Annotated in this window: 23 protein-coding genes; 8 read left to right on the top strand and 15 right to left on the bottom strand. The window is 70.9% G+C overall.

Going from position 1 to position 25806, the window contains the following annotated elements; all coding sequences use genetic code 11:
• Positions 1 to 244 precede the first annotated feature (244 nt).
• The gene (locus Aut01nite_RS40175; protein ID WP_043532824.1) at positions 245 to 850 is read left to right on the top strand and encodes a hypothetical protein; all 606 of its coding nucleotides are present in this window, start codon (positions 245 to 247) and stop codon (positions 848 to 850) included.
• A 545-nt stretch (positions 851 to 1395) separates the two neighbouring features.
• Here the strand turns inward: Aut01nite_RS40175 and Aut01nite_RS40180 are convergent.
• The 6 genes from Aut01nite_RS40180 to Aut01nite_RS40205 form a co-directional block, all read right to left on the bottom strand.
• Complete coding sequence (locus Aut01nite_RS40180; RefSeq protein WP_043532822.1) at positions 1396 to 2745, bottom strand: LLM class flavin-dependent oxidoreductase; 1350 nt, start codon at positions 2743 to 2745, stop codon at positions 1396 to 1398.
• On the bottom strand, positions 2745 to 3641 hold the full coding sequence (locus Aut01nite_RS40185; RefSeq protein WP_043532821.1) for a TauD/TfdA dioxygenase family protein: 897 nt from the start codon (positions 3639 to 3641) through the stop codon (positions 2745 to 2747). Before Aut01nite_RS40185 ends, Aut01nite_RS40180 begins: the two co-directional genes overlap by 1 nt.
• A 17-nt stretch (positions 3642 to 3658) precedes the next feature.
• The gene (locus Aut01nite_RS40190; protein WP_043532820.1) at positions 3659 to 4498 is read right to left on the bottom strand and encodes an ABC transporter permease; all 840 of its coding nucleotides are present in this window, start codon (positions 4496 to 4498) and stop codon (positions 3659 to 3661) included.
• The gene (locus tag Aut01nite_RS40195) at positions 4488 to 5300 is read right to left on the bottom strand and encodes an ABC transporter ATP-binding protein (RefSeq protein WP_043532819.1); all 813 of its coding nucleotides are present in this window, start codon (positions 5298 to 5300) and stop codon (positions 4488 to 4490) included. The genes Aut01nite_RS40190 and Aut01nite_RS40195 overlap by 11 nt, the downstream gene beginning before the upstream one ends.
• Positions 5300 to 6322, bottom strand: coding sequence for an ABC transporter substrate-binding protein (locus Aut01nite_RS40200; RefSeq protein ID WP_043532818.1), 1023 nt, complete (start codon positions 6320 to 6322; stop codon positions 5300 to 5302). Before Aut01nite_RS40200 ends, Aut01nite_RS40195 begins: the two co-directional genes overlap by 1 nt.
• A 339-nt stretch (positions 6323 to 6661) precedes the next feature.
• Positions 6662 to 7702 carry a sporulation protein gene (locus Aut01nite_RS40205; RefSeq protein WP_043532817.1) on the bottom strand — a complete coding sequence of 347 codons (1041 nt, stop codon included), beginning with the start codon at positions 7700 to 7702 and terminating at the stop codon, positions 6662 to 6664.
• A 243-nt stretch (positions 7703 to 7945) separates the two neighbouring features.
• Between Aut01nite_RS40205 and Aut01nite_RS40210 the strand changes: the two genes are divergently transcribed.
• Positions 7946 to 8410 (top strand): hypothetical protein, encoded by a 465-nt coding sequence (locus Aut01nite_RS40210; RefSeq protein WP_084000025.1) that lies wholly within the window; start codon positions 7946 to 7948, stop codon positions 8408 to 8410.
• 28 nt (positions 8411 to 8438) lie between these two features.
• Here the strand turns inward: Aut01nite_RS40210 and Aut01nite_RS40215 are convergent, their stop codons facing one another.
• Both Aut01nite_RS40215 and Aut01nite_RS40220 read right to left on the bottom strand, forming a co-directional pair.
• A complete protein-coding gene (locus Aut01nite_RS40215; RefSeq protein ID WP_043532834.1) occupies positions 8439 to 10571 on the bottom strand; it encodes a glycoside hydrolase family 15 protein in 2133 nt (710 codons plus the stop codon).
• A 34-nt stretch (positions 10572 to 10605) separates the two neighbouring features.
• The gene (locus Aut01nite_RS40220) at positions 10606 to 12912 is read right to left on the bottom strand and encodes a PAS domain S-box protein (RefSeq protein WP_043532816.1); all 2307 of its coding nucleotides are present in this window, start codon (positions 12910 to 12912) and stop codon (positions 10606 to 10608) included.
• Between the two features lie 77 nt (positions 12913 to 12989).
• Here Aut01nite_RS40220 and Aut01nite_RS40225 point away from each other — a divergent pair, with 77 nt between their 5' ends.
• Entirely contained in the window at positions 12990 to 13784 is a 795-nt protein-coding gene (locus Aut01nite_RS40225) for an SAM-dependent methyltransferase (protein WP_043532815.1), read from the top strand.
• Positions 13785 to 14072: 288 nt separating this feature from the next.
• On the opposite strand, the gene Aut01nite_RS40230 is transcribed toward Aut01nite_RS40225, so the two are convergent.
• Positions 14073 to 14645, bottom strand: coding sequence for a hemerythrin domain-containing protein (locus Aut01nite_RS40230; protein WP_043532813.1), 573 nt, complete (start codon positions 14643 to 14645; stop codon positions 14073 to 14075).
• Between the two features lie 128 nt (positions 14646 to 14773).
• Between Aut01nite_RS40230 and Aut01nite_RS40235 the strand changes: the two genes are divergently transcribed.
• On the top strand, positions 14774 to 15088 hold the full coding sequence (locus Aut01nite_RS40235; RefSeq protein WP_043532812.1) for a DUF3817 domain-containing protein: 315 nt from the start codon (positions 14774 to 14776) through the stop codon (positions 15086 to 15088).
• Positions 15089 to 15137: 49 nt separating this feature from the next.
• On the opposite strand, the gene Aut01nite_RS40240 is transcribed toward Aut01nite_RS40235, so the two are convergent.
• Genes Aut01nite_RS40240 through Aut01nite_RS40260 form a run of 5 tightly spaced genes read right to left on the bottom strand, consistent with a single transcriptional unit; the run spans position 15138 to position 20211 of the window.
• Positions 15138 to 16076 carry a cyclase family protein gene (locus Aut01nite_RS40240; RefSeq protein ID WP_043532811.1) on the bottom strand — a complete coding sequence of 313 codons (939 nt, stop codon included), beginning with the start codon at positions 16074 to 16076 and terminating at the stop codon, positions 15138 to 15140.
• Entirely contained in the window at positions 16060 to 17205 is a 1146-nt protein-coding gene (locus Aut01nite_RS40245; RefSeq protein ID WP_043532810.1) for an alpha/beta hydrolase family protein, read from the bottom strand. Before Aut01nite_RS40245 ends, Aut01nite_RS40240 begins: the two co-directional genes overlap by 17 nt.
• On the bottom strand, positions 17206 to 18129 hold the full coding sequence (locus Aut01nite_RS40250; RefSeq protein ID WP_043532809.1) for a fumarylacetoacetate hydrolase family protein: 924 nt from the start codon (positions 18127 to 18129) through the stop codon (positions 17206 to 17208).
• 7 nt (positions 18130 to 18136) lie between these two features.
• The gene (locus Aut01nite_RS40255) at positions 18137 to 19078 is read right to left on the bottom strand and encodes a VOC family protein (RefSeq protein ID WP_043532808.1); all 942 of its coding nucleotides are present in this window, start codon (positions 19076 to 19078) and stop codon (positions 18137 to 18139) included.
• Positions 19079 to 19089: 11 nt separating this feature from the next.
• On the bottom strand, positions 19090 to 20211 hold the full coding sequence (locus Aut01nite_RS40260) for an FAD-dependent monooxygenase (protein ID WP_043532807.1): 1122 nt from the start codon (positions 20209 to 20211) through the stop codon (positions 19090 to 19092).
• Positions 20212 to 20323: 112 nt separating this feature from the next.
• On the opposite strand from Aut01nite_RS40260, the gene Aut01nite_RS40265 reads away from it, so the two are divergent.
• Positions 20324 to 21247, top strand: coding sequence for a LysR family transcriptional regulator (locus tag Aut01nite_RS40265; protein WP_043532806.1), 924 nt, complete (start codon positions 20324 to 20326; stop codon positions 21245 to 21247).
• A 193-nt stretch (positions 21248 to 21440) separates the two neighbouring features.
• A complete protein-coding gene (locus tag Aut01nite_RS40270; protein ID WP_204037916.1) occupies positions 21441 to 22628 on the top strand; it encodes an MFS transporter in 1188 nt (395 codons plus the stop codon).
• A gap of 237 nt (positions 22629 to 22865) precedes the next feature.
• On the opposite strand, the gene Aut01nite_RS40275 is transcribed toward Aut01nite_RS40270, so the two are convergent.
• Positions 22866 to 23444 (bottom strand): DUF2087 domain-containing protein, encoded by a 579-nt coding sequence (locus tag Aut01nite_RS40275; RefSeq protein ID WP_043532805.1) that lies wholly within the window; start codon positions 23442 to 23444, stop codon positions 22866 to 22868.
• Between Aut01nite_RS40275 and Aut01nite_RS40280 the strand changes: the two genes are divergently transcribed.
• Together Aut01nite_RS40280 and Aut01nite_RS40285 are read left to right on the top strand one after the other, a co-directional pair.
• On the top strand, positions 23424 to 25535 hold the full coding sequence (locus Aut01nite_RS40280) for an N-6 DNA methylase (RefSeq protein WP_152629101.1): 2112 nt from the start codon (positions 23424 to 23426) through the stop codon (positions 25533 to 25535). The genes Aut01nite_RS40275 and Aut01nite_RS40280 overlap by 21 nt on opposite strands.
• Positions 25532 to 25744 (top strand): hypothetical protein, encoded by a 213-nt coding sequence (locus Aut01nite_RS40285; RefSeq protein ID WP_043532803.1) that lies wholly within the window; start codon positions 25532 to 25534, stop codon positions 25742 to 25744. Before Aut01nite_RS40280 ends, Aut01nite_RS40285 begins: the two co-directional genes overlap by 4 nt.
• Positions 25745 to 25806: the final 62 nt, after the last annotated feature.

Consider the following 25806-nt stretch of genomic DNA (forward strand, 5'->3'; position numbering starts at 1 on the left):
CCGGCCGGGAAGAGCGGAGACCGCGTGCGGCCGGCCGGGAAGAGCGGAGACCGCGTGCGGCCGGCCGGGAAGAGCGGAGACCGCGTGCGGCCGGGCAGACGGAGCCCAGGCGGCGGGACAGGAAGAGACGGGACAGCGGGAGAAGGGAGAGGGAGCGGCAGCGAGGGAGGGAGAGCAGACCGGACGGCGAGATGAAGGGCGATCCGGGGCTGTGCGGGATGCGCCGAGGGCATATAACCGACGCATGCGCACTGACGAGCTCGCCGACCTGATCGCCCAGGTCCCCGGAACCCAGGTGGACGCGGTCCCCGGCATCGTCACGGTGCACGTGCCGGCGATCGGTGACACCGCCCGGCTCCTCTTCCGGGACGTGCTCGACGCGTACCCCGTGATGGTCCCGACCGGCGCCCCCGCGGTGCAGGTCGACCTCAAACGCGGCCGTGCCTCCCTTCCGCTGATCATCACGGTGGACGACGTGGTGTTCACGCCCGCCTACGCCGACGACCTCGTCGCCCCGGAGGACGAGCTCCTGGTTCCCGCGATGCCCGGGATGCTGGGCTATTCGGAGATGCACCGGGACGTCCGCGCTCTCGGCAAGGCGATCGACGACCCGGAGCTGGACCTGGACCCGGAGATTCTCGCGGCCACGCTTCTGGCGCACCGCTGCTTCATCGCCGGCGCGGTCCGCGTCGGCCTGTGGCCGGTTCGGGTGGCCGCCTGGTGGGAGTACACCTCGGCGAGCTCCGCGAAACGGATCCGGATGGCGAGGTTCCGCCCCGACGAGCAGTGGGACACGCTGATGGCCGACGTCGCCGAGGCCCGCCGCCAGACCGCCCTCGCCGAGCTCTGAAGCAGACAGCACGGGCCCGAGGCGGCAGGTACCACCGGACCGACGGGCAGACAGCGGGACCGAGCGGCAGACACGGCGACTGACGGCAGACAGCGGAACCGCCCGGCAGACAGTACGGCGACTGACGGAACAGGAGCGGGTCAGACGGCGGCCGGTGACTCGACGGGAACGGCCGGCCGCGGCACCCGGATCGCGCAGAGCAGCGCCCCCGCCGGCGCCACCGCGTACAGCAGAAGCACCGTCACATACGACGAATCCCCGTCCCGGCGCCCATGACGAGGATGCCGACCAGGCAGAGTCCACCGAGCGCGGCGCCGGGGCTTTTCACGATCAAGACCTTGCCGTTGTACGCCCACACCCGCCCCGACCGCAGCGTGAGCCGTCCCGGCAGCCCGCGGATCCTGGCCCGTCCCGCACCCCGCAACGATCATTCCCGGTCAGCGCCAGATGGCCGGCCCGCCAAACCCCGGCTGGTTCTGAGGGCTGTCTCGACGCCCGCGAGACAGCCCTGAGAACCAGCCGGGGTTTGACCGTGCAGGTGGGCGCTAGGCGGAGGTGACCGTCTGGCGGCCGGCCGTGTTGCGGTTCGCGGGGCGCGGCAGGCCGTAGTGGTCGCGCAGCGTGCGGCCGGTGTACTCGGTGCGGAACCGGCCACGCTCCTGGAGGATCGGCACGACCTGGTCGACGAAGGCCGCGAGGCCCGACGGCAGGACCGGCGCCATGATGTTGAAGCCGTCGGCGGCGCCGTGGGAGTACCAGTGCTCGATCTCGTCCGCGACCTGGACCGCCGTGCCGGTGAAGGTGAGGTGGCCACGGCCCCCGCCGAGTCGCCCGATCAGTTCGCGGACCGTCAGGTTCTCCCGGCGGGCCAGGTTGACGACGAGCGTACGCCGGCTCTTGGCACCCTCGATCTGCTCCTCCTCGGGCAGGTCGGCGGGCAGGCGCCCGTCGAGGGACAGCCGGGAGGCCTCGATGCCGAGCAGGACGGCGAGCTGCTGGAGGGCGTACTCGGGGCGGATCAGCCTCTCCAGTTCGGCCTCGAGCTCGCGCGCCTCGGCGACGGTCGACCCGATGATCGGCACGATGCCCGGCAGGATCTTGATGTGGTCCGGGTCGCGGCCGTGCTCGGCGGTCCGGCGCTTGAGGTCGTCGTAGAACTCCTGCGCGTCGGACAGCGTCTGGTGCGCGGTGAAGACGGCTTCGGCGTACCGGGCGGCGAAGTTGCGGCCGTTCTCCGACGAGCCCGCCTGGACCAGCACCGGGTGTCCCTGCGCGGAGCGCGGGACGTTGAGCGCCCCGGCGACCGAGTAGTAGTCGCCCTTGTGCGCCGGCGGGTAGATCCTGGACTCGTCGCCCCAGACCCCGCTCTCCTTGTCGGCGACGATCGTCTCGTCGTCCCAGGAGTCCCACAGCTTCAGCGAGACGTCGACGAACTCGGCGGCCCGTTCGTACCGCTCCTTGTGCGCGGGCAGGGCGTCCAGGTTGAAGTTGCGGGCGGCGTCCAGGCCCGCGGTGGTGACGATGTTCCAGCCGGCCCGCCCACCGGACACGATGTCCAGCGAGGCGAAGCGGCGGGCCAGGTTGTACGGCTCGTTGTAGGTGGTCGACGCGGTCGCGATCAGGCCGATGTGGCGGGTCGCCCCGGCCAGGGCGGTGAGCAGCACGGTCGGTTCGAGGACGCCGGAGGGGCGGCGGCCGACCTGGTCCCAGAGGACCGGGCCGTCGGCCAGGAACAGCGAGTCGAGGCGGCCGCGTTCGGCGATCCGGGCGAGGTTCTTGAAGTGCTCGACGTCGAGGTCGGCGTACGGGTCGCTCTCCGGGAGCCGCCAGGCCGCCTCGTGGTGGCCGACGCTCATCAGGAAGGCGTTGAGGTGCAGCTGGCCGGGACGGGTCATCACTGCACCTGCGGGGTGTAGTGGGTGGCCTCGTCGCCTTCGAGGATGTAGCTCTTGGTGCCGTCGAGGCTGACCGGCACGTCCCCGGCGACGGTGACCCGGTGCAGCTTGCGGGCCAGGTCGCCGTAGTCGTCGGCGGCGTAGTGCTGGGTGGAGCGGTTGTCCCAGACGACGATGTCGCCGACCTGCCACTTGTGGCGCAGCGTGTTCTCCGGGCGGGTCACGTAGTGCTGCAGCAGTCGCAGGATGTCCCGGCTCTCGGTCTTGGACAGGCCGAGGATGCCGGTGACGAAGTTGCCGATGAACAGGTTCGGTACGCCGGAGTCCGGGTTGACCCGGACGACGGGGTGGGCGGTGCGGTACCGGGTCGAGACGAAGACCTTGTGGTACTCCTCGACCTCGGTGGAGCGGAACTGCGGGTGCTCGGCGTAGTCGTATTCGTTGGAGTGCTCGGCCCAGGCCCGGTCGGCGAGCAGGCGCAGGTGCTCGGGCAGGTCGGCGTACGCGGCGGCGGTGTTGGAGAACAGGGTGTCGCCGCCGTACGGCGGGATGACCAGGCTGCGCAGGGTGGTGGCCTTCGGCGGCGCGACCACGAACGTGACGTCGGTGTGCCAGGCGTTGGCCCGGGCGCCCTCGCCGCCGGCGACTTCGAGGACGTTGGCCTGGCCGTCGACGGACGGGACGGTCGGGTGGGCCAGGGTCAGGTCGCCGAAGATCGAGGCGAACCGCTGGTGCTGCTCGTCGTCGAGGTGCTGGCTGCGGAAGACCAGGACCTTGTGCTCGACCAGGGCGTTGTGGATCTCCTTGGCGGTGACGTCGTCGATCTCGTTCTTGAGGTCGACGCCGGAGATCTCCGCGCCGATCCGGCCACCGATGCGCGTGATGTCGATGCTCATGTTCTTCCTTTCTCGGATCAGTTGGTGCGCCAGGTGGAGAAGCGGCGCTCGGTGACGATCAGAAGCTGGTTCACGATCAGGCCGATCACCGAGATGGTGAGGATTCCGGCGTACATGTCGGGAACCGCGAAGTTGTACTGGGCGTAGTTGATGAGGTAGCCGAGGCCGGCCTTGGCGCCGACCATCTCGGCGGCGATCAGGATCAGGATCGAGGCGGCGCCGGCCAGCCGGATGCCGGTGAAGATCGTCGGGACGGCGGCCGGGAGCACGACCTTCTGGAAGAGCCTGATCGGGCCGAGTCCCAGCGAGCGGGCCGATTTGATCAGGAGCGGGTCGACGGTACGGACACCGCTCACCGTGTTGAGCAGGATGGGCCAGGTGCAGCCGTAGAAGATGATCGAGATCTTGGAGGTCTCGCCGAGGCCCAGGATCAGCACGAAGACCGGCAGGATCGCCAGCGCCGCGGTGTTGCGGAACAGTTCGAGCAGCGGGTTGAGCAGGTTCGCCACCGGCGGGTACCAGCCGATCAGCAGGCCGAGCGGCACCGCGACGGCGACCGCGAGCCCGAACCCGGCCGCCGAGCGGATCAGGCTGGCCTCGGTGTGGCTCCACAGCTCGCCGGAGACCAGCAGGTCCCACCAGGCGGTCAGCACCTCGGACAGCGGCGGCAGGAACACCGCGTCGACCAGCCCGAGCCGGGGGAAGACCTCCCAGACGGCGGCGAACACGGTGATCGCGACGACGCTGGTGAGGATTCTGCCGAGGATCCGGCCGGCGCTCCGGCCTTTGGCGGGGGCGGGCGGCTCGGCCTGGGCCACCGGGGTCAGCAGCAGGGCTTCGGTGACGCTAAGCGACATGGCTGCGCTCCAACTCCTCGGTGCGGGCCCGGTCGACCTCGTCGCGCAACAGGGTCCAGATCTGGTGCCGGTAGTGGGTGAACTGCGGGTCGCTGCGCAGGTCCTCGGTGGCCGACCGGGCGTCGATCGGCACCTCGACGACCTCCTTGATCCGGCCCGGCCGGGAGGTCATCACGGCGACCCGCTGACCCAGGTAGACGGCCTCCTCGATGCCGTGCGTGATGAAGACGATGGTCTTGCCGGTCTTCTCCCAGATCCGTAGCAGCTCGTCCTGCAGGCCGTCGCGGGTCTGCGCGTCGAGGGCGGCGAACGGCTCGTCCATGAGCAGCACGTCCGGGTCGAAGGCGAGGCTGCGGGCGATCGCCACCCGCTGCTTCATGCCGCCGGACAGCTCGTGCGGGTACCGGTCGTGGAAGCCGGCCAGTCCGACCAGGTCGAGGTATTCGCGAGCCTGGCCGGCGCGTTGCTTGCGGCCGACGCCCTTGGCCTCCAGGCCGAACTCGATGTTGCCCTGGGCGGTGCGCCAGGGCAGCAGCGCGTACTGCTGGAAGACGATGCCGCGGTCCAGGCCGGGGCCGGTGACCGGCTCGCCGTCGACCAGGATCCGGCCGCTGGACGCGGTGGCCAGGCCGCCGAGCAGGTCGAGCAGGGTGGACTTGCCGCAGCCGCTGGGGCCGACGATCACCAGGAACTCACCGGCGTGGACGTCCAGATCGATGTTCTGGAGGGCGGTGACGGTACGGCCGCGGGAGGTGAACGTCTTGCCGACGTTCTCGAAGCGGATCTTCGGCTCGGCGGTCATCAGGCGGCCCCACTCGCGACGCCGTTGTACTCGTTGGTGTAGATGTCGGGGGCCGCGAGGTCGCCCTTCTTGAGCTCGCCGGTGCCGCTGAGCCACTCGATCCAGGTGCTGAAGTCGGTGTCCACGATGGTTCCGCCCTTACTGGTCACGCCGTAGCTCTTCCAGTGCTTGAGCTGGCTGTTGTCCTCGTTGCGGGCGCGCTTGGCGATGATCTCCTCGAACTTGGCGATCACCACCTCGCGCGGCTGGATCTTGGACCACTCGATGGCCTTGGCCACGCCGGTGGTGAACTTGCGTACCGTGTCGGGGTTCTTCTCGATGAAGTCGTCGCGCAGCACGTAGCTGCCGCCGGTGAACGCGCCGAGCAGCTCGAAGTCGGTGTAGAGCGGGCGCACACCGCCGCGTTCCAGGGCCAGGTCGCGCAACGTGCCGCTGAGCGAGGCGACGTCGATCTGGCCGGACCGCAGCGACTGCTCGGTGTTGACCGGCGGGACCACGATCAGCTCGACCTGCTTGATCTCCGCCGGGGTGAGGCCGGCCCGGGTCAGGTAGGTCTTGGTGACCGCCTCGGCGTGCGCGCCGAGCGTGTTGACGCCGATCTTCTTGCCGATCAGGTCCTTGGCGGTCTTGATCGGGCTGCCCTTGAGCACGAAGAAGCCGTTGTAGCTGTCCTTGTCGGCGCCGTAGTAGCCGACCACCGCGGTGATCGGGGCCTTGGAGCTCTTGAGCTTGACGATCGCGCCGTTGAAGGCGCCGCCGAAGTCGATGTCGCCGGTGGTGGCGGCCTGGATGTCCTGCGGGCCGCTGATCGTGTTGCCGATCCACTTGAGCTTGACGTCCTCGAAGAAGCCGAGTTCCTCGGCCAGCTCCGGGGGTGTGACCGTGCCGACCCAGCCCTGGTAGCGCAGCTCCTTGACCTGTTCGCCGGGTGCGGCCGCGCCGTCGGCGCCGCAGGCCGCCAGCGTGGTGACGGTGAGGACACCGGCCAGGGCGGCGGCGAGGGCGGATCGACGGGTTGTCATCGGAGCTCCTTCAAGAGTGGCCGGCTGGCCGTGGGGAGGGTGCGTGTCATCGGCCGGGCGGCCCGGCTGGCCGTCGGCGTTCACAGGAGATTCCAGCGCGCCGGTCGAGCACCGGTGCGTTCGGGGTAACCGTGGTTGCGTTGAGAACGTAAGTCGCCGAGGCCGCTCACGTCAGCCGTTTTGTGACCCAGCACACATACATTTCCCATAGAGTGAGTGGGAGATATAGGCCTTGGAGCAGCGGCGACGAAGGGGCCGTCACTCATCCGGTCCTTACCGCCATACGCAACGAAAAGGGCGGGAGCCGCAGCTCCCGCCCTGGTGAACGCCGATCCGGCCTTACTCGCCGAAGTCCTCGAACGCGTCGCCGACCTCGTCGATCGCCTCACCCGCCAGGTAACCCGCGGCCAGACCGCCGGCGACCCCCATCGCCGCGCCGCCCATGCCGCCGTGGTGCCCGCGCCGGTAGTGGCCGTGATGCCCGTGACCCGGCTGGGAGTGACCCTGCCGGTAGTGGCCGTGGTGGCCGTAACCCGGCTGCTGGTGCCCGAACGCCGGCTGGCCGTAACCCTGCGGCGCGTGACCGAAGCCCGGCATCGACTTGCGGCGGTCGACCGCCTGGCGCACCCAGCCGTCGACGACCTGGCGCCAGTCGGTGGTGTCGGCGTCGCCGTGGGACACCGTGTACCGGCTGTAGGTGTCCTGACCGGAGGTGAACAGGCCGCCCCGCTTGTCGAACTCCAGCACCACCTCGACCTGGTGCGGGCTGGTCACGAAGGTCAGCTCGACCTCGTTGATGCCGGCCGCCGCGTACTGCTGGGGCGGGAAGTACTCGATCTCCTGGTAGAACGGGAGGGTCTGGTGGACCCCGTAGATCTGCCCGTACTCCAGGTCGGCGGACTTGAACCGGAACCCGTTCGCCGCGAACGCGTCGAGGATGCGCTGCTGGATCGGCAGCGGGTGCACGTGCACCATGTCCAGGTCGCCCTTGTCGATGGCCCGGGCGATCGCCAGCTCGGTGCGCACGCCCATGACCATGCCGCGCAGGGTCTGCCCGTACACCGTGGTGATCGGGGTCTCCCAGGGCATGTCGATCCGGAACGGGATGGACAGCTGCTGGCCGGGGGCCAGGCGCATCGGGCCGGTGACCGGGACCCGCAGGAAGTCGCTGACCGCCGAGTAGTCGCCGCCGCCGCCCTCCACCTCCATCCGGGTGACCAGGCCGAGGGTGACGTGCTCGATGTCCGCGTCCTGCGTGCCGCCGACGAGGTTGACGTTGCCGGTGAGCGGCGCGCCCGGGTAGGTGCTCGGGTTCGACAGCACGGTGTCGACGCTCGGGCCACCCACTCCGAAGGCACCGAGCAACTTCTTGAAGACCACGATGTTCTCCCGTGTGAAAAAGGTGCCTCGGAAAACTAGCAACGCCCGCTGAACGAACGCTGAGAATTCGCAGGTACCGTGCGTTCTCCCTACTGACATTACGTCGATCGTGCAAGGTCACGAAGCCGGACGGCGACCTAGATCATGAAGTGCCGGGCCACCCCCGTCCGGACCGCCGGAGTCCACTTCGGACGTCCGCCGGTCTTTTGCCGGAGCATGCGCCCGGCATATCCTTCCCGGGCCATGGCCACCATCGCGCCGCCGTACCGGCCCTTCTCGCCGGGGTTCCCGCCGATCGACAACGTCCGCCGTAACGGCGGCTCGTCGATCGCGGTGACCCTGCGATACGCGCCGCTCGCGTTCCTGTTGCGGCTCTACACGCCGGTGCTGGAGATCGACGGGCAGGGCGTCCCGGCGTCCTGGGGGCGAGTGGTGCAGTCGGTGGCGACCGGCGAGCACCACGTGCACGTCCACGTGCCCTACCTGATCCCGTCCCGGATCGGCGCGGCCGACACCACCGTGGTGGCGGTTCCGGGCCAGACCGTCGAGCTGGAGTACCGCGCTCCCCTGCTGTCGTTCCTGCGCGGGGCGATCGGCGCTCCCCCGCAGCGCTATCCGGGCGCGGTGGCCGCCTGGACGCTGCTCGCCCTCACGGTCGCCCTGGCCGTCTGCGGCTGCCTGGGTTTCGTCCTGAACTCGGCGAACTGATCACCGGCGAGCTCGGGATCCCGGGCGCTCATCGGAGGTAGCGGTCGGCCACCACGGCCGGCTGTTCCAGGACCCGCCCGGCGGCGGTGTCCGCGGCCAGCCGCAGGTACTGGGCGTGCGACCAGGTGAGCGGGGTGGCCGAGGTGGTCGGGGTGCCGGGCTCGCGGAACGGCGGCCGCCGGTCCCACACCTGCTCGGGCAGCAGCAGGCCGGGACCGGCGGTCCGGGCCATCGTGGCGAGCTGCCGCCGGGCCGCACCGATGTCGCCGGCCGCTACCGCGTACTCGCCGCGTTCGCCGTTGAGCAGCGGCCACGCCCGTCCCCGGGTGATCCGCGAGCCGGCCGGCAGCGGGTAGTCCCACGCCGATCCGTCGGCCTTCTCGCCGTACCCGTCGAAGGAGGCGCGGTACCAGAACAGACCGCGCCGGGTCGGCACGCCCAGCTGCCGGTCGACGACGGCGAGGCTGTCGCGCACGACCGGGTCGCCGGCCGGCAGCACGCCGAGGCGGACCAGTTCCAGGAAGCCCGGGTCGACGACGGCTCGCTGGTCGACGCCGGCCGGCCCGCTGTCGCCGATGTCGTAGGTGGTGCCCCGGTCCGGCTGCCCGTCCTTGGTCAGGCGCAGGAAGTACGGCCGGGACGAGTACGGCCCGGTGCCGGTCACGGTCCACGCCTTGACCCGCCGCTGCCACTCGTCGGCGGCGGCGAGGTAGCGGTCCGCGGCGGCGGTGTCGCCGTTGGCGCGGGCCAGCGAGGCGGCGCAGACCAGGCCGGCGATCTGCGCGGCGATGGTGGCCGGGGAGTACCCGGACTGGTTCTCCCAGCGGTCCTGCGGGCTCCACGGCGCCCGGTTGCCGTCCTGTTCGAAGGCGAGCAGGAAGTCCGCGGCCCGCCGCACGTGACCCCAGGTCGCCGGGTCGGTGCGGTTCAGCTGGTAGGCGAGGACCAGCGGCAGCGCCACCTCGTCCAGTTGCAGGCCCGCCCAGACCGGGGTGCCGTCGACCCGGGCGTTCTGCGGGAACGAGCCGTCCGGCCGCTGCTGCACGGTGAACAGGTGGTCGAGGGCGCGGTTCGCCCCGGCCCGGTCGCCGGCGGCCAGCAGTCCGGTGGCGATCTGGTAGAGGTCGCGGGACCAGACCAGGTGGTACGGGCCGGACGGGTCGTCGCGGCCGAACGCCCACGGCGCGGCCGGCGCGGCGATGTAGGCGCCCCGGTACGTCTTGTCCTCGCTGGCGGCGAGCACCATCGCGGACACCCGGTACAGGCGCGGGTCGGCGCCCGGCGGCGGCCGGTGCAGGCCGTCGAGGTACCGGGACCAGCCGTGGGCGTACTCGCGGGCGACCGGGCCGAAACCGCGGGCCAGCACGTCCCGGCTGACGGCCAGGGCGGCCGCGGTGTCCGGGGCGAACCCGAGGGCCAGGGTGGCTTCGCGGCGGCCCGGGGCGCCGGTCAGCGTGGTCTCGCCGGTCTGCACCAGGCTGCCCGCCGCGGCCGAGCCGTTGCGGACGTCCATCCGGCCGTCGGCCAGCAGGTCGGTCCAGCCGTCGTCGGTGCCGGCATGGCCGCTGGAGGTGGCGGTGAAGGCGGGGCGTGCGGCGAGCGCGCTGGTCACGGGTCCGTCGGCGGCGAGGAGAGCGTCCCCTTCGGTACGCCCGGAGTCGTTGCCGCGGGTGTTGCCCAGCGCCGGGTCGTAGACCGCGTAGACCCGGTGCGGCCGGTCGCCCCGGGTGGTGAACCGCAGGTCGGCGAGGACGGCGGCGGATCGTGGGTCGGTCGTGTACGCCACGGTCAGCCGCCATCGGCCGGACCGCTCGGTGAACGTCTGCCGGTAGCTGAGGCTGCGCCCGTCGGTCAGTTCGGTGGTGACCGCGGCCTGGTCGGCGCGGACCGCGTAACCGCCCGGGCCGGTCACCACGAACTGCCAGGCGCGCACGCTCGGCGTACCGATGTCGGGGTAGAAGATCTCGCCCAGGCCACCGGATCGTTGCACCGTGGCCCAGACCCTGCTCCGGGTGTCCGCCGAGGTCAGGAAGCCGGTCTTGTCGGCCGGCAGGTACTGCTGGTCGTCGCCGGGCGCGGCCGCCGCGGCGGGCCGCACCCCCGCGGTGGTCACCGTGAGGACGGTTCCCACCAGGAGGACTCCGATTTTCCGGTACGCCATGACCACCGCCTTACCCCGTAGACGGCGATCGATGTCACGGCTTGGCCTGAAGTTCGTCGTGCAGCGCCCGCATCAGCTCCGCGCTGGTGAACGGCTTCTCCAGCAGATGCACGTCGGCGGAGAGGGTGCCGTGTGTGGTGAGCACCGGCTGGGCGTACCCGGACATGAAGAGGACCTTGGTGCCCGGCCACCGTGACCGGATCGCATCGGCCAGGTCCTTGCCCAGCATGTTCGGCATGATCACGTCGGTGAGCAGGACGTCGACGGTGTTCTCGGCGGCCAGCCGCAGCGCCTCGTCGCCGCCCTCGGCGGCCAGCACGGTGTACCCGCCGCGCTTCAGGATCCGGCAGGTCACCTCGCGCAGCGCGCTCTCGTCCTCGACCACCAGGACGGTCGCGCCGTGCCCGGCCAGTTCGGCCACCGACTCCTCGGGGACGTGCTGGTGGGCCTCCGCGTCGGTGACCGGCAGCAGGATGGTGAACGTGGTGCCGATGCCCGGCTCGGAGTAGATCTGCACGGTGCCGCCGGCCTGCGTGACGATGCCGTAGACGGTGGCCAGGCCCAGACCGGTGCCCTGACCGCTGGGTTTGGTGGTGAAGAACGGCTCGAACGCCTTGTCGATCACCTCCTTCGGCATGCCGCTGCCGGTGTCGGAGACCCGCAGCCGCACGTACCGGCCGGTGCTGAGCCCGGCCCGGGCCGCGGCGTGGTCGGGGTCCACGTCGACCAGGGCGGTGTCGATGGTGAGCCGGCCGCCGGTGGGCATCGCGTCGCGGGCGTTGACGGCCAGGTTGACCAGCACCTGCTCCAGCTGGCCCGGGTCGGCCATCACCGACGGCAGGCCGGCCGTGGTCCGTACGGTCAGGGTGATGTGCTCGCCCAGCGACCGGTCCAGCATCTGGTGCACTTCGGTGGCCACCGTGTTCAGGTTCAGCGGGCGGGGACGGATCACCTCCCGGCGGGCGAAGGCGAGCAGCTGGTGGGTGAGGTCGCTGCCGCGGCGGGCGGCCCGGGCGATCTGCTCGGCGTCCGAGGCGGGCGCGGTGCCGGCGGCGTCCTCGATGATGAACGACGCGTAGTTGAGGATCACCGCGAGCAGGTTGTTGAAGTCGTGCGCGATCCCGCCGGCCAGCTGGCCGAGGCTCTCCAGCCGCTGGGTCTGCTGGATGCGTGCCTCCAGGCGCTGCCGGTCGGCCTCCTCGCGCAGCCGGCGGCGCTCCTGTTCGGCGGCCAGGCGCTCGGTGATGTCCCGGACCACCACCACGGTGACCACGCCGCTGTCGGTGCGCAGCGCGCTGCAGGCGATGTCGACCGGGATCTCGGCGCCGCCGCGGCGCACCGCGCGACGGCCGGCCCACCGCTGATCGGCCTGGTCCGGCGCCCGTTCGGAGTCCAGCGGGGTGCTGTCGCCGCCGGTGCGCAGCACCGCCGACGCCGCGGGCAGGCCGTCCGGCAGCAGCGCGCCGACCGGCATGTGCAGCAGGTCGTAGCGGGGATGACCGAACAGCCGCTCGGCCTCGGCGTTGACCAGCACCACCGCGCCGGACTCGGCGACACCGAGGACCGCGTCCGGGGCTGCGTCGAGCATCGCCTGCACCCGCGCCTCGGCCCGCTCCCGGTCGCTGATGTCCCGGCAGATGCTGGTGGTGCCGATGACGGTGCCGTGCTCGTCGACCAGCGGGGACACCAGCACGGTGACCGCGATGCCGTCGCCGGAGGCGGTGAGGCGGGTGCTGCGGTACCGGTCCACCCGGCCGCCGAGACGGACCAGCAGCCGGATCTGCTCCTCGTCGGCGCGACGGTCGGCCGGGATGGTCCGGTCGATGTGTGCGCCGACGATGTCGTCGGCCGGATAGCCGAAGAGCGACTCGGCGCCGGGGTTCCAGGAGAGCACCCGGCCGTCCAGGTCGGTGGTGACGATCGCGTCGTGCGAGGACTGGACGATCGAGGCGAGCAGCGCCCGGCTGCGGGCCTCCTCCCGCTGCACGGTGTCGTCGCGCAGGACGGCGGTCACGTACGTCTCGGCGTCCGGCGCGGTGACCGCGGACAGGGAGACCTCGACGGGGAAGACGCTGCCGTCGCTGCGGAGCCCGCGCAGCGGCAAGCGGCGCAGCGGTGGGTGGGCGCCGGAGAGGTACCTCTCGCGCATACCCGGGTGCCGCTCGCGGCTCTCCAGCGGCACCAGGTCGTCGACGCAGCGGCCGACCAGGTCACCGGCGGGGTACCGGAACATGTCGTGGGCCCGGCGGTTGGCCATGGTGATGGCGCCGTCCGAGCGGCTGACGATGATCGCGTCCGGGGCGGTGTCGAGCAGGAGCCCCGGGATTCCGGTTGACTCCACCGATGCCTCCCATTCCCAAACTACCTATGTACGGATATTTCAGTACTGAGTTGGCAGTTTTGCGGGAATCTTGGAGCATGAGCACCGCGGCTCCGCCCATCGACCCGAACCGGCCGAGTCCCGCCCGGGTCTACGACGCGTTCCTGGGCGGCACCCACAACTTCGCCGTCGACCGGGCCATCGCCACCCGGACCAGCGAACTGCTGCCGGAGACGGCGCTGCTCGCCCGCGCCAACCGGGCCTTCCTGGGACGCGCCGTCCGGTACGCGGCCGGCCGCGGCATCACCCAGTTCCTCGACCTCGGCTCCGGCATCCCGACCGAGGGCAACGTGCACGAGGTGGCCCGCGCGGAGGTCCCGGACGCGACCGTCGTCTACGTCGACGTGGACCCCACCGCCGTGCTCTACGCCCGGCACCTGCTCGGCGACGACCCGCTGACCGCGGTCGTCCACAGCGACCTGCGGGAGCCCGCCACCGTCCTGGGCGACGCACGGGTCCGCGAACTGATCGATTTCAGCCGCCCGGTGGCCGTCATGATGGTCGCGGTGCTGCACTTCGTGCCGGACGGCCCGGCCCTGGACGCGGCGGTCCGGGCCTACCGCGACGCGGTCGTGCCGGGCAGCGTCCTCGCGTTCTCGCACACCACGTTCGCCGGTGACACCGCGGTCCTGGAACGCATCACGCACCTCTACACCCGCACCGGCGGCCCGCTGGTGCCGCGCGACGCCGAGCGGATGGCCCGTTTCCTGGACGGCTGGCGCCTGGTCGAACCCGGCCTGGTCGCCGCTCCCCTGTGGCGCCCGGACCCGGCCGACGAGCCGATCACCGGCGAGGCGCGAAACCTGATGCTGGCCTGCGTCGCCGAAAGATAGCGATCCCGGAGTCGGCCGGCCGGTCGTGGCCGTCGCAACTGTCCTCCGGCTCCACCTCGATCAGGTCCAGCAGGTCCGGCCCGGTGTGCCCGGTGTCCACCGTCCCCCCGATCAGCCCGAGCAGGGCGGCACAGTTGCGCCCGTACCCCTGGATCATCCGATCCACCCTGGTGGGATGCCCGCACCGCCGGCACGGCCGCATCCGCTCCGCAGACGATCTCTCTCCCACTCCCCGATTATCCGGTGGATCCGGGTCACCGGCGACCCGATGACCCGGATCGGCGCGGGTCAGGATTCGCCGACGGCGTCGGCCAGCTCCTGCTTGTTCATCCGGGAGCGGCCGGGGACGTGCTGCTCCTTGGCCTTCTCGTACAGCTCCTTGCGGGTGGCGGCGTGCTCGTCGCCGTCCTCGCCGTCCGCCTGGTCACCGGGGAGGGAGCCGGTGGTGGCCTCCAGGAAGCGGCGGCCCATCTCCTCGCGCTGGACGTCGTCGAGACGTTCGGCCAGGATGGGGAGCAGCTCCTCCTCCTCTTCCTGCACGTGGTGGCGCAGCTCGCCGGCGATGGCGGCGACCGTGCCGCCGTAACCGGGGTCGCCGGCATCGCCGCGCAGCAGGTTCTGGAGCATCTCCTCGACCTGGTGGTGTTCGGCGATGCCGTCCTTGACCTCGTCGCCCTGTTCGGCTGCCAGATCGCGGATGGCGGGGTAGACGAAGCTCTCCTCCGCCTCGGAGTGCGGCAGCAGCAGTCGCGCCACCTCCTGCATCAGCGCGGCCTGGTCGGCGTCCTCCTCCTCGACCCGCGTGAGCAGTTCCTCGACCTGGCGGTGCTGCTCTTTGATGATCTCCACGATGTCCGGCACGGCGATACTCCCCCTCGACGATCTCCAACAGGGGCGCTAATACCCTAAATCGGGCGGATCATCCTTCAGGAAACACTCATCTTCCGGGCCGTACGCTGCAGGGGCGTCGTTCGAGGGGAGTCAGCAGGGTGGAACCGTTCCGGATCTTCAGGATCACCGCGATCGCCGAGGCGTTCACCTGGACCGGCCTCCTCGTGGGCATGTTTCTGAAGTACGTCACGGAGACCACCGAGGCGGGCGTGTGGCTCTTCGGCCGCCTGCACGGGGCCCTCTTCGTGGCCTACATCGCCGCGACCCTCTGGGTGGCGTTCACCGAGCGCTGGTCGTTGTGGCGGACCTTCTTCGGTCTGGCCGCCTCCGTTCCGCCGCTCACCACCGTGATCTTCGAGCGCTGGGTGGCCAAGCGCCGCCCGGCGGCGGAGCCGGCAGCCGCCACTGCCTAGGTTCCGGCTCGAAACGATGGGGGCGAACCGAGAGGAACGCCCCCATCACCTATTTGACGGCTATCGGGTTGACCGGTGACCCGACCGCGCCGGTGATCGGCAGCGGCGCCGCGGTCAGCCAGAACTCGTAGACCCCGTCCGCGGCGCAGTCGGCGGCGAGCGCGTCGAGGTCCCACATCTCGCCGAGGAACAGGCCGATGTGCGGGATGGCGACCTGGTGCAGCGGCTGGAACGCGTCGTCGAACTCGTTCGGCCGCACCTCGAAGCCCCAGGTGTCGGTGGCGATCGCGGCGATCTCGGTGGCGTGCAGCCAGTCGGCGGTGCCGAACGACAGGCCGGGGGCGGGACCACCGGCGTAGTCGCCCCAGCCGTCCCGCCGGGCCCGGGCGAGCTGGCCCGTGCGTACCAGGACGATGTCACCCGTCCCCACCGTCAGACCGTGCGCGTGGATCCGCTCCCGCAGGTGGTCCGCCGTGATGGCAAAGCCGTCCGGCAGGTCGCCGAAGTCCAGCAGCACGCCGCGCCCGGCGATCACGTCGGCGACCGTCTCGATGCCGGTCCGCGCGTCACCGAGGCTGGTCACCACCTCGCCCGCGGGCCGCCCGTTCCAGGCCATCCCGTGGTCGAAGATGTGGCCGAGTCCGTCCCACTGGGTCGAACACTGCAACGGCATGGCGATGACGTCGTCGGCGCCGCCGAGGCCGTGCGGGAAACCCTGGATGCCGGCGGCCGCGTCGGTGCCGGTGTCCAGCATGGTGTGCACCGGGTTGGTGCGGCGCCGCCAGCCCTTCTGCGGGCCGTTCGCGTCGAACGACTGCGCCAGCGAGAACGACACCCCGCGCCGCACCAGCGACGCGGCTTCCCTGCGCTTGTCCGGGGTCAGGAAGTTCATCGTGCCGCGTACGTCGTCGGCACCCCACCGCCCCCAGTTGGAGCACCGTTTCGCCGCCGCCGCGATGGCGCCCTCCGGGTCACTTCTGGAGAACACCGTCGACCCAGTCCGCGATGTAGGTCTGCACGTGCGCGAAGTGGTCCAGCCCGATGTGCTCGGCCCCGCCCTCGGCCGGCGTGAAGATCCGCAGCTCCCGCTGCGGGGAGTTCACGGCCTGCTCGTAGGAGCGGTGCGCGTATGCGAGCGGGATCTGCCTGTCGTTCTCGCCGTGGCAGATCAGGAACGGCACGGTGATCTTCTCGACCACGCCGTCGAGGTTGACCGCCTCGGCCTTCGTGATGAACGTGTCGAGGTCGTCCTCGCCCCACACCCACAGCACATGATCCCAGTAGTGCGGGACCGGGTTCTCACCCTCGCGCTCGAGGCGGCGCTTCTGCACGGCGCCCCAGTCGTGGTTGGCGCCCCAGGCGACGCAGAGGGCGAGCCGCTTCTCGAACGCGGCCGCGCGGGGCGCGTAGTAGCCGCCGAGCGACCACCCGACCAGCCCGATCTTCCCGGGGACCACGTCGTCGCGGGTGAGGAGGTAGTCGACGCACGCCGCCGCCCAGTCCTCGGTCTCGACCCGGGACTTGAGGTCGAGGAACCGCAGCGCCTCGCCGCTGCCGGGGCAGTCGACCATCAGCGTGTGGATGCCCCGCTCGGCCAGCTCGTGGGCGAAGCCGGAGGCGTACATGTGCTCCTTGGTCGAGTCGAGCCCGTTCCACAGGATGATCACCGGGGCGGGGCCGTCGACGGGGGCCTTCTTGAAGTACGCCGGGAGCAGCGCGCCCTCGAACGGGATCGCCACCCGCGTGGTCGCCGGGTCGATCAGGTCGAACGCCTTCTGCTGCAGGTCGAGAAGCCGCTGGTAGAACGCCTTGCGGTCGGGCGACTTGGCGCTCTGCATGCGCTCGGCCTGCGCGAGATAGTTGGTGGCTCGCTGGTACTTCTGTCCCGCGGTCCGCCTGTTGCCGGCCGCCTCGTCGGCCGCCGCCTGTGCCGCCAGGTCCTCGGCGACCGCCGACCACGACGCCATGAACTCACTAGTGCCGACGTCGGCGCCCTGCGCCGCGAGCTCCTTGATCGGCCGGCACGCGCGGTCCACCTCGTCGATCAGCCCGCCGCTGTTGAGGGTGGCGACGACGCCCAGGTTCCAGACGTAGTTGCCGGGGAAGTACTCGAACATTCAGTGCTGCCTTTCTGCGCGGGCCGACGCCGGGTCACGGCGGCGGGCCTGCGGAAGCGTCTCAGTCTTGGAACCGGAGATGATGCGGTTGGTCAGGCTGCCGATACCTTCGACGGTCAGGGTGACCTCGTCACCGTCACGCAGCGGCGGCGGATCCTGGCGGCCGTTACGGCCCCAGAGCTCCGCGAGGCAGCCGCCGTTGCCGACGGTCCCGGACCCGAGCACGTCACCGGGGACGATCCGGCTGTCCCGGCCGGCATAGGCGATCATGGTCTCGAACGTCCAGCCCATGTTGCTGAGCAGGTCACGTCCCACCTCGACGCCGTTGACGGTGACGTCGCACCACAGATCGAGGAAGCCGTCGGAGTCCTTGAAGCGCTCCAGCTCGTCGGCGGTGACGATCCAGGGGCCGAGGCTGCTGGCGAAGTCCTTGCCCTTGGCCGGGCCGAGATTCACCTGCATCTCGCGTTTCTGCAGGTCACGGGCAGACCAGTCGTTCAGGATCGTGTACCCGAAGATGGCGCCGTCCGGCCCGGCGACCGCGGCGACCTCGAGCTCGAAGTCGCGATTCACCGAGTGGGCCGGGAAGGGCACCTCGTCGTCCGGGCCGTAGATCCGGTTGGGGTTGGTGAAGTAGAACGTGGGGGCGTCGTACCAGGCGTCGGGCACGCCGCCGGAACCGTCGATGCTGCGCCGCACCCCCTCGACGTGCTCCTCGAACGCGACGAAGTCGCGGAGCGTCGTGGGCTGCAACGGCGCGAGCAGCCGCACGTCCGCCAGCGGCAGCGCGCCCTCCAGCGCGGCGGGGACGCCGGCGGAGATGATCTCCAGCATGGTGGGGTCCCCCGCGAACGGGCGGACCTGATCGCCGTCGACGACGCCGGTGCGGACCCGGCCGTCGTGACGGAACGTTGCGAGCCTCATGCCGACCTCAGACCGGCGGCGCCACGAAGACGCCCCGGTCGACGTCGTTGAACGACTGCTTGGCGACGAACTCGTTCATCGGGTTCGCCGTGCCCCACTGGTCGCTGACCGTGGGGTCGGAGAAGTCGTACAGGTGCGGGTGCCAGGTGTCCTCGTCGAGTTCCTCCAGCTCGGTGGTGTACTCGATGGTGTTGCCGTGCGGGTCGAGGAAGTAGCTGAACGTGTTGTTCCCGGCCATGTGCCGGCCCGGCCCCCACACCTTCTCGACGCCGCCGCGCAGCAGCCGGCCGGTGCCGCGCATGTACTCGTCGATGCCGCGCATCTCGAACGACGCGTGATGCAGGGCCACGTGCGGGCCGCGCGCGACGGCGAGGCTGTGGTGCCAGCGGTTGGTCCGCATGAACCACATCATCTCGCCCATCCGCGGGTGGAACAGCGTGTCCGAGAGCGCGAAGTTGAGGTGCCGGCTGTAGAAGGCGACGGTCGCCTCCGGGTTCGGCGAGTTGATCACCACGTGCGAGAGCTTGACCGGGACGGCCTCGCCCTCCGCCAGCTTGCGGTGCTGCCGCACCGCGACGTCCGAGGAGACCTCGAGGGTACGGCCGTCGCAGTCGAAGAACCGGAACCCGTACCCGCCGCCGGGGGTGTGCAGCGCGCCCGGCTCGCTGATCAGCTTCACCCCGGCCCGGCCGAGCCGTTCGGCCAGCGCGTCGACGTCGCTCGCACTGGCCGCCCCGAAGGCGACCAGGTCGAGCCGCTTCTCCTCGGCCTTGCGCAGCCGCACCGAGTACTGCTCCGGTGACCCGGCCGCGGCCAGGAAGGCGATCCCGGAGTCGGTGGTCTCGGCGTCCAGCCCCCACATGTTCGTGTAGAACTCGAACTGCCTGTCGTAGTCCGGCACCGCCAGGTCGACGTGCCGCAGGTGGGTGATGAGTCGTTCGTCGTTCATCGGTGTTCCTTTCAGGCGGGCTCGGCGACCAGGTGGGCGACGCGGGCCATCAGGCCGGGGACGTCGCCACGCTCGTGGGCGAGCTGCCAGCGGGCCAGTTGCAGGGAGGCTTCGACCACGGTCTTGGCGCGGTCCAGGCGGCGGGCGGTGAACTCCCGCCAGAGCTCGTCGGTGACCGTGTCCTCGCGCAGCAGCAGCTCGGCGAGCACGGACGCGTCCTCGAGGGCCTGGGCGGCGCCCTGGGCCAGAGTGGGCGGGCAGCTGTGCGCGGCGTCGCCGATCAGCACCACGTTCCCGCGGTTCCACGGGCCGTCGACGACGTGGCTCTCGAAGGCGGTGTAGTTGACCCGAGCCGGGTCGGTGAGCGTCTCGCGGATCTCGTCCCACGGCCCGTGGTACGCCCCGGCCAGCTCCCGCATCGCGGCGAGGGCCTCCTCGGGGCTGAGGCCGGACCGGTCCTGCACGTCCTCGACCAGGTACGCGTAGATCGAGTCCGGTCCGGTCGGGCAGTACCCGGCGATGTAGGCGGGCCCGCCGTAGTACAGGTCCGTCCTGGTCACGCTGGCCGGCCGCCGGGTGAACGTGCGCCAGATGCCCATGCCGACCGGCTGTGGCTCGACGTCGATGCCGATCCGGCGCCGGGTCCACGACCGCAGCCCGTCCGCGCCGATCACCAGGTCGTAGGTCCGCTTCTCCCCGTCGGCGAAGGTGACCTCGCCGTCCAGGGAGAGGCCGGCCGGCTGGGTCCCGAACCGGATCTTCGCGCCGGCCGCGGCGGCCCGGTCGATCAGGATCCGGGCCAGGGTGGGCCGGTACATGCCGAACGTGGCGGGCAGGTCCGGGCCGCCGGTGCGGATGTCGGTGAGCTCGGCGATCAGCGTGCCGGCCGGGTCGGGGGCGCGCAGGCCGAGGGTGTCGAACTCGTACCCCTCGGCTTTGATCTGCTCCCAGACGCCGAGCTGCCGCAGCACCCGCAAGGCGTTGCCCTGGAGGGTGATGCCGGAGCCGAGCGCGGCCACGTCGGGTTTTCCGTCGATCAGCTCGACCGAGACACCGCCCTCCGCGAGGAGAATCGCCGCAGCGGCCCCGGCGGCACCGCCACCGACGACCAGAACATTACGAACTGCTGGCACGGCGGTTTCCCTTCTGTTACCCCTGTGACTGGGACCACTGTCGCAACCGGGCGGGACATCAGGGAAGCTCAAGTTGGTGATCGCAGCCATAGGCCAGGCTTATAGTGTCGGGATGGCCGTCGACCGAGTGCTGGCGAACCTCGACCTCAATCTGCTCGTCACGCTCGACGCCCTGCTCCGCGAGCGGAACGTGACCCGCACCGCGGAGGGCCTCGGAGTCAGCCAGCCGGCGGTCAGCGGCGCCCTCGGCCGGCTGCGGCGGCACTTCGGTGACCAGTTGCTGGTCCGGGTCGGCAACCGGTACGACCTGACCCCGCTGGCCAGCCGGGTCGCCACCCTGACCGGGCCCGCGCTCGCCGGGGTGCGGCGGGTCTTCGACTCCACCGCCGCGTTCGACCCGTCCGGGCTGGACCGCGAGTTCACCATCGTCAGCTCCGACTACGCGGCCACCGTCCTCGGGCCGCTGATCGCCCGCCGGGTCGCCGCGCTCGCGCCCGGCGCCCGGCTGCGGTTCCAGCAGACCACCCCGTACGCCGTCGACCACGCCGCCGACACCCTGCGCAGCGCCGACGGGCTGCTCATCCCGCACGGCTTCGTCTCCGGGCTGCCCTACCTGGACCTCTACACCGACCGGTGGGTCTGCATCGTGTCCGAGGACCACCCCGAGGTCGGTGACGCGCTCACCATGGACCAGCTCGCCGACCTGCCCTGGGTGGTCATCTTCGACCGGCCGACCGCGTTCGCGCCCGCCTCCCGCCAGCTGCGGATGTTAGGCATCGAGGCGCGCGTCGACCTGGTGGTCGACGGGTTCGCGCAGATGCCGTTCCTGGTCGCCGGATCGCGGCGGGTCGCGCTGCTGCAGGAACGCCTCGCCCGGCTGCTCGCGCCGGTCGCGCGGATCCGGGTGCTGGAATGCCCGTTCGAGGTGATCCCCCTGGCCGAGGCGTTCTGGTTCAACCCGATGTACCGCAACGACCCGGCGCACATGTGGCTCCGCGACATCCTCTCCGCCGCTGCCGCCGAACTCCGCGGTTGAACCCCGGCTGGTCGTCGGTGCCGTCTCAGGGCGGCGGAGACAGCACTGACGACCAGTCGGCATCAGCCGGGCTTATGGCCGTCATCAGCGGAACCGTCTTCCGCTGATGACCGGTCACTGCACATAGTCATGGCCATCGCGTGTGACCTGGACCACGCGACATCTCCTGACGACGCCTCATGAAGGGCCTTTCATGCCCGCTGTCCTCGAACGACGAGCCGGAATCCCGCAACTCGTCCTGCTGCTCGCCGGAAGCTGCCTCTCCGTGCTCGGCGCCGTGCTCATCGCCCCCGTGCTGCCGCAGATGACCGGCCACTTCGCGGACGTGCCGGGCGCCGACGTGCTGGTGCCGATCGTCCTCACCGTCCCCGCCCTGATCATCGGCCTGACCGCGCCGTTCGCCGGGTTCATCGCCGACCGGATCGACCGCAAACGGGTCCTGATCCTCGCCATGATCGGGTACACGATCTTCGGCACCGCGCCGCTGTACCTCGAGTCCCTCGGCGCGATCATCGGCAGCCGGGTCCTGGTCGGACTCTGCGAAGCCGCGATCATGACCTGCTGCACCACCCTCATCGCCGACTACTGGTCCGGCCCGCGCCGCAGCCGCTACCTGGGCCTGCAGACCCTGCTCGCCTCCGTCTCGGCGACCGTCTTCCTCGGCGTCGGCGGGGCGCTCGGCTCGTCCGGCTGGCGCACCCCGTTCTGGCTGTACCTCGCCGCGGCCCTGCTGGCCGTACCGATGGCGCTGCTGATCTGGCAGCCGGCCCGCTCCTCGGAACCCGGCGCCGCGCTCCCGCCGATCCCGTGGCGGCAGCTGCGGATGCCGTGCCTGGTCACCCTGGCCGGCGGCATCGCCTTCTACGCCCTCATCGTCGAACTGTCGTTCGTGCTCGACGAAGCCGGCGTCACCGCCACCGCCACCATCGGCGCACTCAGCGCCCTGATGTCGCTGGCCACCGCCATCGCCGCCGGATCGTTCGCCAAGCTCTCCGGGCGCACACCCCGCGACCTGCTGCCCATCGCGTTCGGGCTCGCCGCCGCCGGCTTCCTGATCATCTGGTCCAGCGGCTCGGTCGCCGTGATCACCGCCGGCGCGGTCCTCACCGGCGCCGGAACCGGCCTCCTCCTGCCGGTCCTCGCCACCTGGGCCACCAACGGCCTGTCCTTCAGCGAGCGCGGCCGCGGCACCGGCCTGTGGACCGGCAGCCTCTTCATCGGCCAGTTCCTGTCACCGGTGCTGATCACCGGCATCGCCGGAGCGGTCGGCGGCCTGCGCCCCGCCCTCGGCGTCCTCGGCATCCTCACCGCGATCCTGGCCGTCACGACCCTCGTGATCGTCCCCCGCGACGCCAAACCCCTCAACATCACCAACGACTGATTCTTCTGTACGGGCCCCACGACGTCCCGTGACCCGCGGCGGCTACGGCGGGCGTCCCCTCGCCACCGTCCCCCGGTGCCACTCATGCGTGCCCCGCACGGTGCCGTCTCAGCTGCGCTGAGACGGCACTTCGGTCTCTCCCCCACCCGGCCGCGACTCTCCCTACGCCGCCTCGGCGAGCCTTCTCCCCTGCCTGGCTCAGCAGCGCTTTCGTCAGGCCGGGCTCAGCGTCTCCTGTCAGGCAGGGCTCAGCGTCGGGGCGGCCGGGAGGAGTCGGGCGGAGCCGTAGGAGGTGCCGGCCCGGTCGCGTTCCAGCCAACCGGTCTCGACGAGCATCCGCCGGACCGCCGCCACGTCATCGGCCACCACCGCGAGCCGCCGGTTGACCTCGTCCTCGGTGAGGATCCCCTCGACTGCGAGGAACCGGGCGAACAACTCGGCCATCTGCCGGCTCCGGTCACTCATCGTGGGCGGCAGACCGGTCAGCCGCCCGTGCGCGAAGTACGGCTCGAGCCGCGGATAGCCCTTGAGCAGCGCAGCGATCGGCTGCACCCGCCCGAGCGCCTGCGCCGCCTCACGCAGCACCCCGTCCCGCACCCGGTAGGTGCCGTTCCCGGTACCGGTGGCCACCCCCGCCCCGACCAGCCGCCCCAGCAGCTCCGCCACCTCGGGCCGGGGCAGATCCAGGTGTAGCGACATCTCGAAGATGGTGACGCCGTCCTTGCCGTGCCGCGCCAACTCGGCGAAGGCCCGAACCCGAAGCGGGTGCGACAGCAACATCAGCAGACCAGCAGCGTGCGCGGCTTCAGCAGACATCCCGTCACCGTAGGTACACCACCGGACACCGGCAACGCATTTCCAGTGTTAACAAAAGCCGGGTTTCACATCAGTGCACGAAGGACAGCACCCTACGTCGGTGTCTACGTTGACGTCGTGAAGAACGCGAACCACATCTCGGCAGCAGGCATCGCTGAAGCGGCTGGAGTCACTCGCGCGGCGGTCTCCCAGTGGCGTCAGCGATACCCCGACTTCCCTGCCCCCGGCAAGAACGGGCAGTTCGATCGCGACGACATGCTCGCCTGGCTCGACACACGACGAGTTCGAGCCACATCACGTACTCTGACTGATCCACCGGACCTCACCTATGGTGACCGCGCCCGACAGTCCCTGGGCGTCGCCGCCATGCCGGCAGGCACGGGCAGCCGGTCACTGTTCGATCCGTTCATCGATGCGGTCCGCGATGGCGCGTTCGGCGGGGTCACCGCGGCGGACGGGCTCTACCTGCTGCTCTGCCTGACCTTCCTCCGCCGGCATGCGCCCGCCGACTGGGAGGCGATCCGCCACCGCGCCGCGACCGGCGACGACTACGCCGCGGAGGCCCTGCCGCGATTGGCATTGGCCGCTGTCGACCGGATCGTCGCCCGGCCCGGTACCGCCTCGGAAACATCGGCCTCCCGCTTCCGGCCACGCTCGATGCGGGTGGTCCGGCACACGATCGAGTTCTCCGGGCGACTGCGGTCCGCCGACATGGCGGTCCTCCACGAGATCCATGCCGCGCATGCCGGGACGACCGCGAAGGCACACCACACACCAGCCGGGGTCGCCCGGACGATCGCCCGGATCCTGGATGCGGGCGGCGAAGCCGGTGCGGTCTACTACGACCCGTTCGCCCGCGGTGGCGAATTGCTCGGCGCGCTGCTCCAGGAGGCGGCGGATCCCCGCTCTATGACGGTGCTGGCGGAAAGCCCGTACGCTCCGGATCTCCGGCTGGCGGGCATGCGCCTGCACACCTTCGGCAGTCCGCTCCGGCTCACCGCCGGCCACCCCGGCTACGGACCCGGCCACGCGCTGCGCGGTGCCGCGTCGATCGTCGTGGCGAATCCGCCGTTCAACTCCTCGATCAGGTACGAGCCGCCGCCCGGCAGCGGGCTTCCGTTCCCACCGCCCCGGTCCGGCAATTACGCCTGGGTCTGGCACTGCCTCGACGCTCTTGCTCCCGGCGGCCGGGCGGTGGTGGTGATGCCCTACGCCGCCGGATTCTCCCCCACCAGACAGGACCGGGAGATGCGTCGAGCGATGATCGAGGCCGGTACGGTCACCGCCGTCGTCGCGCTGCCACCGAATCTGTTCACGGGCACCACTGTCGGCGTGTCCCTGTGGGTCTTGCGAAGTCCCGACCCGGACCCGGCGAAGATCACCTTCGTCGACGCCAGTGAGCTGGGCGAGAAGAACAGCGGGACGCGGCGACTCACACCGCAGGACCGGGCGCTGATCACCGGCGCTGTGGCCGGCGCGACATGCCGGTTGAGCGTCGTGGCGGACCTCGACACCATCCGGGCGCACGACTACTCGCTGAGCCCGGGCGAATACATCGGTGCGGAGCCCACCCCGGAAGACTCCCACTGGCCCCGCCGTAGGCTGGGTGACCTCTGCGACATCCAGGTCGGCGCCTGGTTCGAGTCGCTACGCCGCGCACGGACCGGCAAGGGCCCGGTCGGGGTGCTCTATCCTCGGCACCTGACTCGGAACCTCGACACGGCGGATGCCCCCACGATCGCGGAGTCGTGGGCGGACGGCCTGAACCGCTATCGGCTGCGCGCCGGAGACGTCGTGTGCGTGCGAACCGGCGCGATGTGCGGGCCCATCCTCGTGCCGGCCAGGCTCGACGGGTGGATCGCGTCGACCAACCTGTTCCGGGTGCGGATCCGCGACACCGCCGTGATCGACGCTCGATACCTGGTACACCATCTGTCCCGGCCAGAGACCCGACAACGGATCCGGCAGCGGTCGAAACGGTCGGTGACCACGTCGATGAACACCGCGACCTTCAACGATCTCGAGATACCCCTGCCGTCGCTCAGCGAGCAGCAGCGCATCGTCAGCACCGCCACCGAGGAGGCCCGATGACCCGCCCGAAGCCCCGGACCGTCGACACCACGCCGCACTGGGTACTGATCGCCGGGCTGGTCGCCCTGGTCACCGGGTTGATCGTCACGACTCTCCGGCAGAGTATCGGCGCGAGTCCGGTGGAGGCTCTGCTGCTGGGCGGGGCGGCGTTCGTGCCCGTGTTCGGGCTGGGGCTGGCGGTCATCGCGGCACTGCGCAACAGGAATTGACTTTGCTCGATCGGTGGGTGAGGCTGTGGCCACAGCGCTGCCGTATGGGGTCATGCGGGCTG

The organism is Actinoplanes utahensis, assembly GCF_016862455.1.
Classification (GTDB): domain Bacteria; phylum Actinomycetota; class Actinomycetes; order Mycobacteriales; family Micromonosporaceae; genus Actinoplanes; species Actinoplanes utahensis.